This window comes from Paracoccus marcusii (assembly GCF_006151785.1).
In the GTDB taxonomy this organism is placed as follows: Bacteria; Pseudomonadota; Alphaproteobacteria; order Rhodobacterales; family Rhodobacteraceae; genus Paracoccus; species Paracoccus marcusii.
Map to the genome: position 1 here is coordinate 1 of NZ_VDDD01000086.1, position 15,377 is coordinate 15,377.

Here is a 15,377-nt window from a genome sequence, read left to right on the forward strand (position 1 = left end):
CAACCGCGCTTCCCAGCACCGCCTTCCCGGCCCCTCCAGCGTTCCCGCCTTCGGTGAAGCGGTGTTTAGGCCCAGCCGCCGGGGGACGCAAGCAGGTTTTGTGAAAAAAACGTGTCAGCCGGTCAGTTTTCTCGCAACTAACTGAAATAAAAGGAAACGTTAGGCCCTTGCGGGGCGGGTCCAGGACATCGGGCGACGAATCACAAGCCTGGAGGCCAGCAGAAGCGCGATCACCGCCGCCCAGAAGATCGGGGCGATCTCGTTGACCTTGATGGCCCACAGCCAATGCATCGCGGCAAGGGGGGCTGCAACATAGACCAGCTTGTGCAGGCGTCGCCACGCCTGCCCACCCATGCGCCGCAGCGACGTGTTGTTCGACGTCACGGCCAGCGCGATCAGGATCAGGAACGATCCCATTCCGAACAGCAGGTAGGGCCGCTTGAGGATGTCACGGGCCATCTGTCCCCACAGCAGTCCCATGTCCAGGACGACCCAGGCCAGCACATGGGGCAGCGCATAGGCGAAACAGATCACCCCGATCGCGCGGCGGAACCGCATCAACGACACGCCCGTCAGTCGCAGCAATGGCGTGACCGCCAGGCCGCCGATCAGGAAGTACAGCGCGGTCTGGCCAAGGCGGTGTTCGACCTCCTGCACGGGATCGACGCCCAGGCCGCCCGTGAAGATGTCCCACAGCAGCACGGCGAAGGGCACCGCCCCTGCCAGCCAGACCGCCCAGACCGGAATGCGCCGCAGCGCGTTGTTGATGCCGCGGATCATCAGTAGTTCACCGACAGATCCATCCCCGCGTAAAGTGAGGCGACCTGATCGCCGTATCCGTTAAACATCAGCGTCTCCTTGCGCCCGCCGAACAGCCCCGCGCCGATAACGCGTTCGGTCGCCTGGCTCCAGCGCGGGTGATCGACCTGCGGGTTCACGTTGGCATAGAATCCGTATTCGCTGGCCTGCAGCTGCTTCCAGGTGTTCACGGGCTCCTGCGCCAGCAGGTTGATGCGCACGATCGACTTGATCGACTTGAACCCGTATTTCCACGGCACCACCAGGCGGATCGGTGCGCCGTTCTGGTTGGGCATGGGCTGATCGTACAGACCCGTGGCCAGGATCGTCAGCGGGTGCATCGCCTCGTCCAGACGCAGACCCTCGCGATAGGGCCAGTCCAGGATGGCGCGTTGCTGGCCGATCATCTCCTCGGGGCGCACCAGCGTCTCGAACTCGACGAACTTGGCACTGGGCTGGACGCCGACCTTGGCCAGCACGGATGCCAGCGGCACGCCGATCCACGGAACGACCATCGACCACGCCTCGACGCAGCGCAGGCGATAGATGCGTTCCTCCAGCGCGTTGTCGGGGGCCAGATCTTCGACGCCATAGCTGCCGGGGCGGTCGACCAGGCCCGCCACCTCCACGGACCAGGGATCGGTGGTCAGTGCGCCCGCATTGCGCGCCGGATCCTCCTTGCCCGTCCCGAATTCGTAGAAGTTGTTGTAGTTGGTGATCTCCTCGAAGGTGTTCGGCGTCTGGTCGGTCGACAGCGGGGATGGGCGTGCATTGATCGTCTGCGCGCGGACCAGTCCGGGCAGGGCCACGGCGGCGACCCCTGCGGCCATGAATTTTCGACGGTCCAGAAAGATCCTGTGCGGCGTGACGTCAGACCAGTTCAGCTTCATCATGTCCTCCGATCGGGCTGCCCCAACGGGGCGGTACCCTTGCGTTATCGCATGATCCACGCAGGGGGTTGCGCAAATGATGCATCACGTTCGGTTGACTGTTCGCTGCAGGGCACCTGTTCGTTACCAGCGCGGCGCGATTTATTCGACGCGCTCGATCTCGGCCAGGAAGGCGTCGGCGAACCGCTCCATGCGCGGCGCGTCCAGGTGACGCGCCAGTCCATCGACGCCGGCGGGGCGGCTTTCCGCGATGCGCTTGATCTGGGCGGTCGAGCAGGACAGCGGCTTGTCGGTGCCGTCGGGGCCGCGCTGCAGGTCCAGCTGCACGGCCATCAGCCGGTCGAACAGCGCGCCTTCGGGACGCCCGGCCAGGGCGCGCCGTGCCGGGTGCATCTCGGGCTGCGCGCCCGCGATGACCTCCAGGAAGGCGCGGCCAAAGCTGTCCAGCTTCTTTGCCCCCACGCCGCCGACCCGCGCCATCTGGTCCAGGTCCTGCGGCCGCTTCTCGGCCATCTCGATCAGGGTGCGGTCGGGGAAGATGACATAGGCCGGCACGCGCGCCGCCTCGGCCAGGGCACGCCGCTTGGCCTTCAGCGCGGACAGAAGCGGCTCGTCCTCCTCCGATACCTGGGTACGCAGGACGTTGGCGGGCTTGGCGCCCTTGGTGGTGTCCTCGCGCAGCGTCACGCTCTCCTCGCCGCGCAGGATCGGATGCGCGGTCTCGGTCAGGTGCAGGGCGCCGTGGCGTTCCGGGTCGGGGCGGCACAGGTCCAGCCCCATCATCTGCCGGAAGATCGCCTGCCATTGCCCGCGCCCGTGTTCGCGCCCCACGCCGAAGGTCGGCAGCTGGTCATGGCCGCGCTCGCGGACCTTGTCCGTGGTGGTGCCGGTCAGGATGTCGATCAGGTGGCCGCTGCCGAACCACTCGCCGGTGCGCACCATCGCGGACAGCGCCTTGCGGACCGCCAGCGTGCCGTCGAACAGCTTGGGCGGGCTCTGGCACAGGTCGCAATTGCCGCAATCGCGGTCCATCTCCTCGCCGAAATAGGCCAGCAGGCGACGGCGGCGGCATCCTGTCGCCTCGGCCAGGCCCAGCAGGGCGTTCAGACGTGCATGATCGCCGGCCTTGCGGGCGCTGTCGCCCAGGCCCTCGTCGATCTGGGTGCGGCGCAGGCGGATGTCGTCGGGACCGTAGAGGGTCAGCGTATCCGCCGGGTCGCCGTCGCGGCCCGCACGCCCGATCTCCTGGTAATACCCTTCGATGGATTTCGGCAGGTCGGCGTGCAGCACCCAACGGATGTCGGGCTTGTCGATGCCCATGCCAAAGGCCACGGTCGCCACGACGATCAGCCCGTCCTCGGTCTGAAACCGCGCCTCGGCCTCGCGCCGGGCCTCGGCCTCCAGCCCCGCGTGATAGGCGATGGCCGGATGCCCCGCCTCGCGCAGCGCCTGCGCCAGGCTTTCGGTCCGCGCGCGGGCGCCGCAATAGATGATGCCCGACTGACCCCGGCGCGCGGCGGCATAGGCCAGGACCTGGGTGCGGGGGCTGTTCTTGGGCTGGAAGGCCAGCCGGATGTTCGGCCGGTCGAAGCCGCGCAGGAAGGTCACGGGGGCCTGTCCGTCGAACAGGCGGGTGACGATCTCGGCCCGCGTTTCCACGTCCGCAGTGGCGGTGAAGGCCGCCAGCGGCACGTCCAGCGCGCGCTTCAGATCGCCGATGCGCAGATAGTCGGGGCGAAAGTCATGGCCCCACTGGCTGACGCAATGCGCCTCGTCCACCGCGATCGCCGTGACGCCCGCCCGGCGCAAGAGGTTCACCGTGCCCCCGGAGGCCAGCCGTTCGGGCGCCATGTACAGCACCTTCAGCCGCCCCTCGGAGATGGCCGAAAACACCGCGTCGGTCTCGGCCTCGGTGTTGCCGCTGGTCAGTGCGCCCGCCTCGACCCCCGCCTCGCGCAGCGCGCGCACCTGATCGCGCATCAGCGCGATCAGCGGAGAGATGACCACCGTCACGCCCTCGCGCATCAGCGCGGGCAGCTGGAAGCACAGCGACTTGCCGCCGCCCGTCGGCATGATCGCCAGCACGTCGCGGCCTGCGGCCACCGCCTCGACGATCTCTTGCTGTCCGGGGCGGAAACCGTCGAATCCCCAGACCTGGCGCAGCAGGTCCGTTGACATCACATGCCGTAGAAGAAGCCCGCGTTGTTCGCCAGGGCGCGCTGCGCGATGATGATGATGATGAAGACGACCAGCGGCGCCAGATCCAGCCCGCCGGTATTGGGCAGGATGTTCCGGATCGGGCGATAGATCGGCTCCAGCAGCCGGTTCAGGCCGTCCCAGATCTGCGCGACCAGAGGCTGGCGCAGGTTCAGCACCTGAAAGTTGATCAGCCAGGACATGATGATGTGCACGATCATGATGAACCACAGGACCTGCAGGATCAGTTGCAGGGCTTCGTACAGGGTTCCCATGGTCGTCTCCTTGGCTGCGCGCGCGTTCGGGCCCTGTATGGCCGCGCGTAAGGCGGGACGCAAGCGGGGCGCGACCGGATGCCGCCGCGTCCGGCTTGACGCCCGCGTGATCGCGGGCCACCCACGGGGCAGAACGAAAGGCCCGCCCTCAAAAGGCCTGCTGACGAAAGGCCCCTCCATGTATCCGCTGATCCGCTTTGCCAAGGAACTGGTCAAGTTCCGCAACGCCCCCGCCCTGGACCCCCTGGGCACGCATGTGTCCACGCACATGTGCTGGCCCTGGGACCTGGACCCCTGGTGGGAGCTGAACAACGGCCGCACCCTGACCCTGTTCGATCTGGGCCGCATCCCGCTGGCGCGGCGGACCGGGCTGGTGCCGGTGCTGCGGGCGAATGGCTGGGGCATCACGGTGGCGGGAAACTCGACCCGCTATCGTCGCCGTGTCCGGGCGTTCGAACGCTTCACCATGATCTCGCGCATGGTGGGCTGGGACGCGCGCTTCGTCTATATGGAGCAGTCCATGTGGAAGGGCACGGAATGCTGCAACCAGGTGATGATCCGCTCGGCCGTGACCTCGGCCCAGGGGATCGTCGCCCCCGCCCGCGTCATGGAGGCCTTGGGCCACGCCCCCGACAGTCCGCCCCTGCCCGACTGGATCGCGGCCTGGATCGCGGCGGATGCGACGCGGCCCTGGCCCCCCGTCATCCCGGATGAGGCGAAACTTCACTTGCCACTCTGACGGGCTCTGTTCCTTATGACGGAAAAGCCATGAGGGACGGACATGACGATCGATCGCAGGCGGGTCTGGGGCTGGTGGTTCTTTGACTGGGCCAGCCAGCCCTATCACACGCTGCTGCTGACCTTCGTCTTCTCGATCTACTTCGCCGAGGTCGCGCGCACGCATTTCATCGCCCAGGGGTTGGATGCCGCGCAGGCCGGGGCGCAGGCGCAGGCGCTTTGGGGATACGGGCTGGCCATCGCGGGCGCGGTCATCGCGCTGGCCGCCCCGGTCCTGGGCGCCATCGCGGACAGTTCGGGGCGGCGGATGCCCTGGGTCTGGGTGTTCTCGGCATTCTACGTGGTGGGCGCGGCGGGGCTGTGGACCCTGACCCCCGGCCAGCCGCCGCTGATCCAGGCCATCGTCTTGTTCGGCATCGGCCTGATCGGGGTCGAATTCGCCACCATCTTCACCAATGCCATGCTGCCCGCCCTGGCCCCGCGCGACGAGATCGGCCGTCTGTCCGGGTCGGGCTATGCCTTCGGCTATCTGGGCGGGGTGACGGCACTGGCCGTGATGCTGCTGCTGTTCGCCGAAACGCCCTCGGGGCGCACGCTGCTGGGCATCCCGCCCCTGTTCGGCCTGGACCCCGCGATGCGCGAAGGTACGCGGTTCGTCGGCCCCCTGACGGCGATCTGGTACGCGGTCTTCATGATCCCGTTCTTCCTGTGGGTCCGCGAACCGGGGCCGGGCCGGCCGGTGCAGGTGCGCCGCGCCCTGCGCGACCTGTGGACGCTGATCCGCAGCCTGCGGCATCGGCGCAGCCTGGCGGCCTGGCTGGCATCGTCGATGTTCTCGCGCGACGCGCTGAACGCGCTGTACGGGTTCGGGGGCGTCTATGCGGGGACGGTGCTGGGCTGGCCGGTGTTCCTGGCCGGCGTCTTCGGGGTGGTCAGCGCCATCTCGGCGGCGGTGATCAGCTGGCTGGGCGGGCGCGCGGACCGCGCCTTCGGCCCCCGCGCGGTGATCGTCGCCAGCATCCTGGCGCTGATGGCGGTCTGCATGCTGCTGGTGGGTATGGACCGGACATCCGTCCTGGGCATTGCCACGCCGGATGCGGTCCTGGGCACCCTGCGCCTGCCCGATCTGATCTTCTTTGCCTGCGGGGCGGTGATCGGGGGCGCGGGCGGCGCGCTGCAGGCGGCCAGCCGCACGATGATGGTGCGCCACACCACCCCCGACCGCGCAACCGAGGGTTTCGGCCTTTACGCGCTGTCGGGCAAGGCCACGGCGTTCCTGGCACCCTTCCTGATCGCGCTGACGACCGACCTGACCGGGAATCAGCGCATCGGGTTTCTTCCCCTGATCGTGATCTTTCTTGTCGCGCTGGTTCTGCTAGTGTGGGTGGACCCCGAAGGAGAGACGTCCCCGTGATCCGCAAGACCCTGACCGCCGCCGCCGTCCTGATGGGCCTGGCTTTGCCCGCATCGGCCCAATCCCTGGCCAAGGACGTCTTCGGCGCGTTCCGCACGGCGTCGGGCGGGCCGGCCGTGTCGATCGGCAACTATTCCCAAGGTTGCGCGCAGGGTCTGGTGCAGATGCCCGAAAGCGGACCCAGCTGGCAATCCATGCGCCTGTCGCGCAACCGCAACTGGGGCCACCCCGAGATGATCGGCTTTCTGCAGGGCCTGTCGCGGGCGGCGCAGCAGGCCGGGTGGCGGGGCCTCTATATCGGGGACATCAGCCAGCCGCGCGGCGGGCCGATGACCTCGGGCCATGCCAGCCACCAGCTGGGGCTGGATGCCGACATCTGGATGCTGCCGCCCCCGACCCTGGGCCTGTCCCCGCAGCAGCGCGAGAACCTGTCATCCGTGTCGGTCGTCGCGAATGGCGGCACGGCGCTGTCGGGCAACTGGACGGGCGGGCACATGTCGATCATGCGCGCCGCCGCGCGCGATCCCCGCGTCGAACGCATCTTCGTCGATCCCGTCGCCAAGGTCGCCATGTGCCAGATGGAGACGGGCAACCGCGACTGGCTGCGCAAGATCCGCCCCATCAACAACCACGACTTCCATTTCCACGTCCGCATGAACTGCCCTGCCGGGTCGATCTGCCAGACGCCGAACCCGATCCCGGCCGGCGACGGCTGCGCCGAGGCGCAGGAATGGATCAACATCCGCATCGACCCCAGCCGCGCCAAGCCCTCGACCCCGGACCCCAACTATCGCCACCCCCGCACCTATCGGATGAGCGACCTGCCAGCCCAATGTTCGACCGTCGCATCGGCGCCCTGACGCTGGCCCTTGCCGGGTCGATCCTTGCCACCGCGCCTGCCCGTGCAGGCGCGGTTCTTGATTATGTCGGCACCTATATCTGGACGATGGACCAATCGACCTTCGGCGGCTTCTCGGCGATCGACATCAGCCCGGACGGCACCGGGTTCCACGCCCTGACCGACCGGGCGCACCTGTACTGGGGCCGGATCGAACGCGATGCCCAGGGCCTGGTGCGCGGCATGTCCGTCGCCGGGCGCACGAACCTGAAGGACAGCAAGGGCCAGCCCCTGCCCCCCGGCTATACCGGCGACAGCGAAGGCATCGCGGTGGGCCCCGACGGCCGCATCCATGTCAGCTTCGAAGGGCTGGACCGGGTGGCGACCTATGATCACCCCGACGCACCCGCCACCACCCATCCCCGCCCGGACCGCCTGCCCGGCATGGGCGTGAACGTGGGGCTGGAGGCGCTGGCCATCGACGACGACGGCACCCTGTTCGCCGTCCCCGAGCGGTCGGGGACGGAAACCCAGCCCTTCACCATCCTGTCGTTCGACGGCGCCTGGACGGAATACGGCCAGATCCGCCGCGATCCGCGCTGGCGTGCGGTGGGGGCGGATTTCGGGCCCGACGGCTGGTTCTACCTGCTGGAGCGCGATTTCCGCGGCATCCTGGGCTTTGTCTCGCGCGTGCGGCGGATGCGGCTGGAGCCGGGGGTGATCCAGGACGACCAGATCCTGCTGGAGACGCGGCCCCTGCAATACGACAACCTGGAAGGCATCTCGGTCTGGGATGACGGCGTGGGCATGCGCATCACCATGATCTCGGACGACAACTTCCTGTTCGTCCAGCGGACCGAGATCGTCGAATACCGCCTGCGCGATACCGGCCTGCAGGCGCTGCGGAATTGACAAGACCGCCCGCGCGGGCGTAAGGCGCGCGCTGCTCCACCCGTCCGGGGGGCCGAGTTCTTCCGCAACCTTCGCAAAAACGGAAACCCACCGATGATCCGCTTTCTGCCCGGCATCCTTGCCATGGCCGCCATTGTCGTGGCCTCGAACGTCCTGGTTCAGTTCACGGTCGCCACCTGGCTGACCTGGGGGGCCTTCACCTATCCGCTGGCCTTCCTGGTCACGGACGTCATGAACCGCGTCCACGGCGCCGCCGCCGCGCGCCGCGTGGTGCTGGCAGGGTTCGTGACCGGGGTCGTCTGGTCGCTGATCGCCGCAGGGATGGATGCCACCACGCTGCGAATCGCCATCGCGTCGGGGGCGGCCTTCCTGGTGGCGCAGATGGTCGACGTGCAGGTCTTCGACACGCTGCGCGGCGGGCGCTGGTGGCGGGCGCCGCTGGTCTCGACCCTGCTGGGATCGGCGCTGGACACGGTGCTGTTCTTCGGAATCGCCTTTGCGGCCGTGCTGCCCGCGGACACCAACACGGGCTGGGCCAACGAGGCGGTTCCGCTGCTTGGCGCGGGACCGTTCAGCCCGCTGTGGGTTTCGCTGGCACTTGCCGACTGGATGGTCAAACTTGGTCTGGCGATACTGGCCCTTGTGCCGTTCCGCATCATCGTCCGCAATTTGTTGGGGCACAGGGCAGAAAGCTGATTGACAGAATTTCGATCTGTGTCAGCCTGTCCCTATACAGCAATCTTTTGAAAGGAGGTGGTCCAGTGTCTAGAGTGATAGTGGAGAGACGTTTCGGAACAGTCGGGGGGACCCCGGCCTGAGGGCAGCCCCAAAGGCCACCACCCCTGGTTGGGACCGGACCTGCGTCCGCCCCTAACCGGACCATCTCCTTGGATCTCGCGGGCCGCCTCTTGCTGGGCGGCCCGTTCCTTTTTGCGCACCCGTGTCCGGTTTGCGCCCTCGTATCCGGCCGTGCGGCGCGGCGCAACGAGAACGGGCGGCCCCGAAGGACCGCCCGCACCGATGTCGTCAGCCTTGCGTCAGGCGCGGACAGGCACCGCGGCCCGGTCGCGATTGGCGCGCATCGCGCCGACCACCACCGCGGCCCAGATCAGCGCCGCCAGCCACCACAGCCCGCCGCCGATCAGCGCCATCCCGATCAGGCCCGCCTGCACCACGTAATACGCCATGGTGATCAGCGTCTTGCGGATGATGTCGCCCTCGCGGTCGGTCAGGCCCACGACGGCGGACGCGGCCACCACGTTGTGCACGCAGACCATGTTGCCCGCAGCGCCGCCCACGGCCTGCAGCACCACCACGATGGTGATCCCCGCAAGATCCAGTCCGATGCCCTGCGCGGCCGAGAACTGGAACAGCGCGAACATCATGTTCGACACGGTGTTCGATCCCGCGATGAACGCGCCCAGCGCGCCCACGATCGGCGCGAACAGGGGCCAGCTGGCACCGGTCGCCGCGGCCATCCCCTCGGCTAGGGTGATCGGCATGGACGCCACGCCCTCCGAGCCCGAGTTGATGAACACCTGCACCATCGGCACCGCCAGCAGCAGCGCGGGCGCCGCGGCCAGCATCGTGCGGCCCGAGATCGCCCAGGCCCGGCCGTAATCGCTGCCCCGCATGCGGAACAGCGCGACCGAGATCAGGGATGCGATGATCATCACCGTCCCCGGCGAATATGCGAACTGCGCGGTCGCGTTGATGCCCGACCCGAACAGGTCGCGCAGCGCCAGCGTGGTGTCCGGCCCGGTCAGCCAGGCCTTCAGCGGCGCGATGGTCCGCGTCAGCACCAGCAGCGCCGCGACGATGACATAGGGCATCCATGCCGTCAGCAGGCCGATGCGGCGGTCATCGGGGCCCAGTTCGGCCTGGTCCGGTTCGATGTTGCCCTGCCAGCCTTCGTCCCATTGGGCGCGTGCCGGAAAGTCGAACCTGTCGGACGGCATGAACCAACCGGCCCGCGCGGCCGGCACCACGATCATCAGGCCGATCAGCCCGCCCAGCAGGGACGGGAATTCCGGTCCCAGGATGCGCGCGACCAGCAGATAGGGCATCGTGAAGGCCAGCCCGGCAAAGATCGCGAACTTCCACGCGCGAAAGCCCTTGGCAAAGCTGCGCTCGGTGCCGAAGAACCGCGTCAGCATCCCCACCATCAGCAGCGGGATCAGCACGCCCACCAGCGCATGGACCAGCGCGACCTGCGCGGCCACCACCGGCACGTATTCGGCCAGGGTCAGGGGCGCGATGGCGCTGGCGACCTCGGGGCTGTTGGACAGGCCGGTGTTGATGCCGACCAGCATCGGCGTGCCGACCGCGCCGAAGGACACCGGCGTCGACTGGATGATCAGCGTGACCATGACCGCGGCCATGGCCGGAAAGCCGATCGCCAGCAGCAGCGGCGCCGCCACGGCGGCCGGCGTGCCGAACCCGGACGCGCCCTCGATCATCGACCCGAACATCCATGCGATGATGATCGCCTGGATGCGCCGGTCGGGCGAGATGTCCATGAACCCGCGCCGGATCGTGCGGATCGCGCCCGATTCCTGCACCGTGTACAGCAGCAGGATCGCCCCGAACACGATGTAGAGCAGCGTCACCGCCGTCACCAGCCCGTTGACCGTGGCCCCCGCGACCCGCGCCAGCGGCGCCCCCCACAGGAACAGTGCCAGAAGCACCGTGACCACATAGGCGGTCATCATCGACAGCTTGGCCGACCGTCGCATGACGACCAGCAACACAAACACCACCGCGACGGGCAAGGCCGCGGCAATGAACATTATTCCCTGTGACACCCCAACTCCTCCTCGAATTGTCCGCATCATTCGGGACGGGTTCACGGCGGAAAGCAAGAAAAAACCGGTCTGGAAACCAGACCGGTTGCGCAAACGTCGCCGGGACGGTGCGTCAGTCGCGACGGATCGCGATGGCGATGCCCTGCCCGCCGCCGATGCACATGGTGATCAACGCGGTGCGACCGCCTGTCCGCTCCAGCTCGTGGATGGCCTTGACCATCAGGATCGCGCCTGTGGCGCCGACCGGATGGCCCAGGGCGATGGCGCCGCCATTGGGGTTCACGCGGGCCGTGTCCAGACCCAGGCCCTTGTTCACCGCCAGGGCCTGGGCGGCAAAGGCCTCATTCGATTCGATCACGTCGAAATCGCCGGCCTTCAGCCCGGTGCGGGCCATCAGCGCCTCGACCGCGGGGACCGGGCCGATGCCCATCACCTCGGGGCGCACGCCGGCCACGGCATAGCCCAGGATGCGCGCCCGCGGGGTCAGGCCCGCGCGTTCGGCGGCATCCGCCCGTGCCAAGACCAAGGCTGCGGCGCCGTCGTTGATGCCGCTGGCATTGCCCGCGGTCACGCTGCCGCCCTTCTGGAACACGGCCTTCAGGCCGGCCAGCTTTTCCAGGCTGGTGTCCTTGGGGTGCTCGTCCGTGTCGAAGGCCACCATGCCCTTGCGCGACTTGACCTCGACCGGGACGATCTGGTCCTTGAAATGGCCTGCCGCGATCGCCGCCGCGGCGCGGCGCTGCGATTCCATCGCGAATGCGTCCTGCTGTTCGCGGCTGATGTCATGTTCGGCGGCGACGTTCTCGGCGGTGACGCCCATATGTCCGGTGCCCATCGGGCAGGTCAGCGCGCCGGTCATCATGTCCAGCATGACCTGATCGCCCATCTTGGCGCCGAAGCGCGCCGAAGGCACGACATAGGGCGAGCGGCTCATGCTCTCGGCGCCGCCCGCGATGGCGAAATCGGCGTCGCCCAGCATCAGCGCCTGCGCCGCCGACACGATGGCCTGCGCGCCCGACCCGCACAGACGGTTCACGTTCATCGCGGGCGTGGTATGCGGGATGCCCGCCTCCAGCATGGCCACGCGGGACAGGTACATGTCGCGCGGCTCGGTGTTGATCACATGGCCGAAGACGACCTGACCGACCTGCTCGGGGGCCAGGCCCGCCCGCTCCAGCGCGGCACGGGTGACGGTCGCGGCCAGCTGGATCGGCGGGATGGCCGCCAAGCTGCCCCCGAAGGTGCCGATGGCGGTGCGGGCGCCGGACAGGATGACGATATCGGATGCGGACATGGCAGGGCCTCCTCTTGCCTTCGGCGCGCAGTCTAGGGCGCGTGCCGCCTGCCGCAACCCGTGCCGTCACGGCAAATTGCGCCCGGCCGGGCAAGGCGCTATGTTGCGCAGGAATAACGAGAGAGCCCCCATGACCCAGACCGCCCCCCGGCTGCGCATCAAGCTGCGCCTGGAATACGATTCGCCCCTGATCCTGGGTCCGGGCAAGGCCGAGCTGCTGGCCCGCATCGGGCGGCTCGGCTCGATCTCGGCCGCCGCGCGCGAGATGGGGATGAGCTACAAGCGCGCCTGGACCCTGGTCGAGGAGATGAACACCGCCTTTGCCGACCCCGTCATCGACAGCGCGCGCGGCGGGGCGGGGGGCGGCGGCGCGACCGTCACCCCCACCGGACAGCAGGTCCTGGCCCATTACCGGGCGCTGGAATCGCTGTTGCTGGATGCGGGGGCCGCGGATCTGATGGCGCTGAACGCCCTGCTGCGGCCCGAGGGATCGGGCTGATCCATCGGCCGATCCCTGCCCCGCTTCCGGCTTTGTGATTTCACAGGCGGGTGAATTTGCGTAGACTGTCCGCAAAACAAGAGAACGAGGGCAGGATGAACAGGCTACTGAAGCTGGCCATTGTCGGGCTGGTCGCCTCATGCGGGGGCGGCGGGAACTTCAGCGCGCCGCGGCAGCTGGACAATGCGTGCGCGATCACGTCGGAACGACCCGCCTATCTGCGCGCCATGCGCCAGACCGAACGCAAATGGGGCGTGCCGGTCCATGTTCAGATGGCGACCCTGTACCAGGAATCGAAATTCATCGGCGATGCGCGCACCCCGCATCAATACGCGCTTGGCGTCATTCCCATCGGCCGCCAAAGCAGCGCCTTCGGCTATTCCCAGGCCCTGGACGGCACCTGGGAGGAGTACCAGCGCGAGACCGGCAACCGTCGCGCCCGGCGCGACAGCATCCGCGACGCGACCGACTTCATGGGCTGGTACATGCATGGCAGCCAGCAGCGGCTTGGCCTGTCCAAGAACGACGCCGCGTCGCAGTACCTGGCCTATCACGAAGGCCGCAGCGGCTTTGCCCGCGGCAGCTATCGCCAGAAAAGCTGGCTGATGCGCGTGGCCGGATCCGTGGGCCAGCGGTCCGAGATGTACCGCCAGCAGCTGGTCGGCTGCCGCCGCGCTTGACGCGGCGCGGGGGCTGGGGCCTTCTGTCCGTCCAACGGCCAGGAGGATCCCCATGTACCGCGTCATCGGCACCGCCAAGTCCCGCGCCCTGCGCGTCCTGTGGATGCTGGAGGAGCTGGGACAGCCTTACGACCACATTCCCGCCAATCCGCGCAGCGACGGCGTGGCCCAGTTCAACCCGGCGGGCAAGGTTCCGGTCCTGATCGACGACGGTACGCCGATCACCGATTCGACCGCGATCCTGACCTATCTGGCCGATCGCCACGGCGATCTGACCCACCCGGCGGGCACCCTGGACCGGGCGCGTCAGGACAGCCTGACCCAGTTCCTGCTGGACGAATTCGACGCGGCATTGTGGCTGGCCGCGCGCCACAGCTTCATCCTGCCCGAGGAGATGCGCCTTGGCGCGATCAAGAACACCCTGCGGTGGGAATTCGAGGCCAGCCAGAAGACCCTGGTCCACCGCATGTCCGACGGACCCTATCTGATGGGAGAGCGGATAACCGTGCCAGACCTGATCCTGGCGCATTGCCTGGACTGGGCGCTGTCGGCGCGGTTCCCGATCGTCGAACACCGCCTGACCGAATACCTGGACCGCATCCGCCAGCGCCCCGCCTATCAGCGGGCCATGGCAAGCTAGAGCCTGCGGGCTGCGGCCTGCCCCGCGCGCAGCCCCGTGGCAAGGCAGGTGGTCAGCAGATAGCCGCCTGTCGGCGCCTCCCAATCCAGCATCTCTCCGGCGGCAAAGACGCCGGGCAGGGCGCGCAGTTCAAGCTCAGACGTCAGCGCCTCCGACCGGATCCCCCCGGCCGACGAGATCGCCCGGTCCAGCCCCATCGGCCCCGCATGGCAAAGCGGCAGCGCCTTGGCCCGCGCGGCCCAGCCCTCGACGCTGTCCGGCAGGGGGCGCCCCCATTCCAGCAGCAGGCCCACCCGCGCCGGATCGCCCAGGATGCGGCGCAACCAGTTGCCCAGGCTCAGCTTGCCACGCGGCTGCGCAAAGCGCCGCGCCAGGGACGCGTGGTCCAGATCCGGGGCCAGATCGACATGGGCCGCCTGCCCGTCGCGGATCGGGGCCGCGACGGCATAGACGCCCCCGCCCTCGATCCCGTCGGGGGTGATGACCCATTCGCCGCGGCTGACGCTGTCGCCTGCGCGGATCGCGACGCCCTTGACCGGCGCGCCGTGCAGCCGCGCCATTGCGGGCGACCAGTCGATGCGGAACCCCATGTTGGCCGGAAGAAACGGCGCGATGGCGACACCGGCCTCTGTCAGGATCGGCACCCAGGTCGCATCCGACCCCAGCCGCGGCCAGCTGGCCCCGCCCAGGGCCAGCACCGTCACGTCTGGCTGCAGCACCCGGCGACCGTCGGGCGTGTCGAAGGCGAAACAACCGCCCAGCCCGACCCATCGCCAGCGCGACCGCAGCTCGACCCCGCCCGCGCGCAGCCGCGCCAGCCAGGCCCGCAGCAGGGGCGAGGCCTTCATGCCCACCGGAAACACCCGCCCCGTCGATCCCGCGAACAGGGCGATGCCCAGGCCCTGGGCCCAGTCCCGCACCGCCTGCGGGCCGAACGCCCCCGCATCGGTCGCCAGATAATCGCGCCCGTCCGACGCGGCGATCTGGGCGCCAAAGGCCGCCAGCGGTTCGTCGCGGGTCAGGTTCAGGCCGGATTTCCCGGCCATCAGGAACTTGCGGGCGGGCGTGGGCATCGCGTCGACCACCACCACCTGACGGCCGGGCGCCATCAGCGCCTCGGCCGCCATCAGCCCGGCAGGTCCGGCTCCGATCACCAGGGCAAGGGTCACCGCCGCCCCCGCGGCTTCATCGCAAGGCGCAGCAGCGCGCGTTCCACCAGCGGCATCTGCGGCGCGCGGCTGGCGGACCGCAGGGTCATGTCGGTCGACAGCAGCAGCGACACCGCCTCCTCCAGCGGGCCCATGCCCCAGCTTTGCGCCTGGCGGGTCATGCGGTCGCGGCGGGGGCCGAAGACGGGTGGGCGCGCGCGGGCCAGCGCCACCCCCGGCCCCGCCGGGTC

The 15,377-nt window shown here is 68.7% G+C and carries 15 protein-coding genes and 1 pseudogene; 8 read left to right on the forward strand and 8 right to left on the reverse strand.

Annotated elements, in window-relative coordinates; translation table 11 throughout:
* Nucleotides 1-159: 159 nt before the first annotated feature.
* From FHD68_RS13065 to FHD68_RS13080, 4 genes are all read right to left on the reverse strand, one after another.
* Nucleotides 160-780: a protein-methionine-sulfoxide reductase heme-binding subunit MsrQ gene (locus FHD68_RS13065; protein ID WP_127897412.1), complete on the reverse strand. Its 621-nt coding sequence runs from the start codon at nucleotides 778-780 to the stop codon at nucleotides 160-162.
* A complete protein-coding gene (msrP, locus tag FHD68_RS13070; RefSeq protein WP_164871368.1) occupies nucleotides 780-1,691 on the reverse strand; it encodes a protein-methionine-sulfoxide reductase catalytic subunit MsrP in 912 nt (303 codons plus the stop codon). Before msrP ends, FHD68_RS13065 begins: the two co-directional genes overlap by 1 nt.
* 138 nt (nucleotides 1,692-1,829) lie before the next feature.
* Nucleotides 1,830-3,866, reverse strand: a complete 2,037-nt coding sequence (gene recQ / locus FHD68_RS13075) for a DNA helicase RecQ (RefSeq protein ID WP_139085960.1) — start codon at nucleotides 3,864-3,866, stop codon at nucleotides 1,830-1,832.
* Complete coding sequence (locus FHD68_RS13080) at nucleotides 3,866-4,159, reverse strand: YggT family protein (protein ID WP_045983133.1); 294 nt, start codon at nucleotides 4,157-4,159, stop codon at nucleotides 3,866-3,868. The genes recQ and FHD68_RS13080 overlap by 1 nt, the downstream gene beginning before the upstream one ends.
* 178 nt (nucleotides 4,160-4,337) lie before the next feature.
* Here FHD68_RS13080 and FHD68_RS13085 point away from each other — a divergent pair, with 178 nt between their 5' ends.
* The 5 genes from FHD68_RS13085 to FHD68_RS13105 all read left to right on the forward strand — a co-directional run bounded on the left by FHD68_RS13085 (nucleotide 4,338) and on the right by FHD68_RS13105 (nucleotide 8,757).
* Nucleotides 4,338-4,898, forward strand: a complete 561-nt coding sequence (locus FHD68_RS13085) for an acyl-CoA thioesterase (protein ID WP_127897414.1) — start codon at nucleotides 4,338-4,340, stop codon at nucleotides 4,896-4,898.
* Nucleotides 4,899-4,940: 42 nt separating this feature from the next.
* Nucleotides 4,941-6,311: an MFS transporter gene (locus FHD68_RS13090; RefSeq protein ID WP_045983135.1), complete on the forward strand. Its 1,371-nt coding sequence runs from the start codon at nucleotides 4,941-4,943 to the stop codon at nucleotides 6,309-6,311.
* Nucleotides 6,308-7,171 carry a penicillin-insensitive murein endopeptidase gene (gene mepA, locus FHD68_RS13095; RefSeq protein WP_045983136.1) on the forward strand — a complete coding sequence of 288 codons (864 nt, stop codon included), beginning with the start codon at nucleotides 6,308-6,310 and terminating at the stop codon, nucleotides 7,169-7,171. The genes FHD68_RS13090 and mepA overlap by 4 nt, the downstream gene beginning before the upstream one ends.
* Nucleotides 7,144-8,061, forward strand: coding sequence for an esterase-like activity of phytase family protein (locus FHD68_RS13100; protein ID WP_240542467.1), 918 nt, complete (start codon nucleotides 7,144-7,146; stop codon nucleotides 8,059-8,061). The genes mepA and FHD68_RS13100 overlap by 28 nt, the downstream gene beginning before the upstream one ends.
* Nucleotides 8,062-8,154: 93 nt before the next feature.
* On the forward strand, nucleotides 8,155-8,757 hold the full coding sequence (locus FHD68_RS13105; RefSeq protein WP_046000380.1) for a queuosine precursor transporter: 603 nt from the start codon (nucleotides 8,155-8,157) through the stop codon (nucleotides 8,755-8,757).
* A 341-nt stretch (nucleotides 8,758-9,098) separates the two neighbouring features.
* Here the strand turns inward: FHD68_RS13105 and FHD68_RS13110 are convergent, their stop codons facing one another.
* A complete protein-coding gene (locus FHD68_RS13110) occupies nucleotides 9,099-10,865 on the reverse strand; it encodes an L-lactate permease (protein ID WP_064503552.1) in 1,767 nt (588 codons plus the stop codon).
* A gap of 112 nt (nucleotides 10,866-10,977) precedes the next feature.
* A complete protein-coding gene (locus FHD68_RS13115) occupies nucleotides 10,978-12,159 on the reverse strand; it encodes an acetyl-CoA C-acyltransferase family protein (RefSeq protein WP_127897416.1) in 1,182 nt (393 codons plus the stop codon).
* Nucleotides 12,160-12,289: 130 nt separating this feature from the next.
* On the opposite strand from FHD68_RS13115, the gene FHD68_RS13120 reads away from it, so the two are divergent.
* The 3 genes from FHD68_RS13120 (at nucleotide 12,290) to FHD68_RS13130 (ending at nucleotide 13,978) form a co-directional block, all read left to right on the forward strand.
* Nucleotides 12,290-12,658: a winged helix-turn-helix domain-containing protein gene (locus FHD68_RS13120; RefSeq protein ID WP_127897417.1), complete on the forward strand. Its 369-nt coding sequence runs from the start codon at nucleotides 12,290-12,292 to the stop codon at nucleotides 12,656-12,658.
* Between the two features lie 95 nt (nucleotides 12,659-12,753).
* Entirely contained in the window at nucleotides 12,754-13,338 is a 585-nt protein-coding gene (locus tag FHD68_RS13125) for a transglycosylase SLT domain-containing protein (protein ID WP_045983142.1), read from the forward strand.
* A gap of 52 nt (nucleotides 13,339-13,390) precedes the next feature.
* Complete coding sequence (locus tag FHD68_RS13130) at nucleotides 13,391-13,978, forward strand: glutathione S-transferase family protein (RefSeq protein ID WP_127897418.1); 588 nt, start codon at nucleotides 13,391-13,393, stop codon at nucleotides 13,976-13,978.
* Here the strand turns inward: FHD68_RS13130 and FHD68_RS13135 are convergent.
* Nucleotides 13,975-15,105, reverse strand: coding sequence for a TIGR03862 family flavoprotein (locus tag FHD68_RS13135; protein WP_240542531.1), 1,131 nt, complete (start codon nucleotides 15,103-15,105; stop codon nucleotides 13,975-13,977). The two genes, FHD68_RS13130 and FHD68_RS13135, sit on opposite strands and share 4 nt — an antisense overlap.
* Nucleotides 15,106-15,143: 38 nt before the next feature.
* Nucleotides 15,144-15,377 (reverse strand): annotated as a pseudogene (locus FHD68_RS13140) (DNA polymerase III subunit delta); the annotation flags it as partial.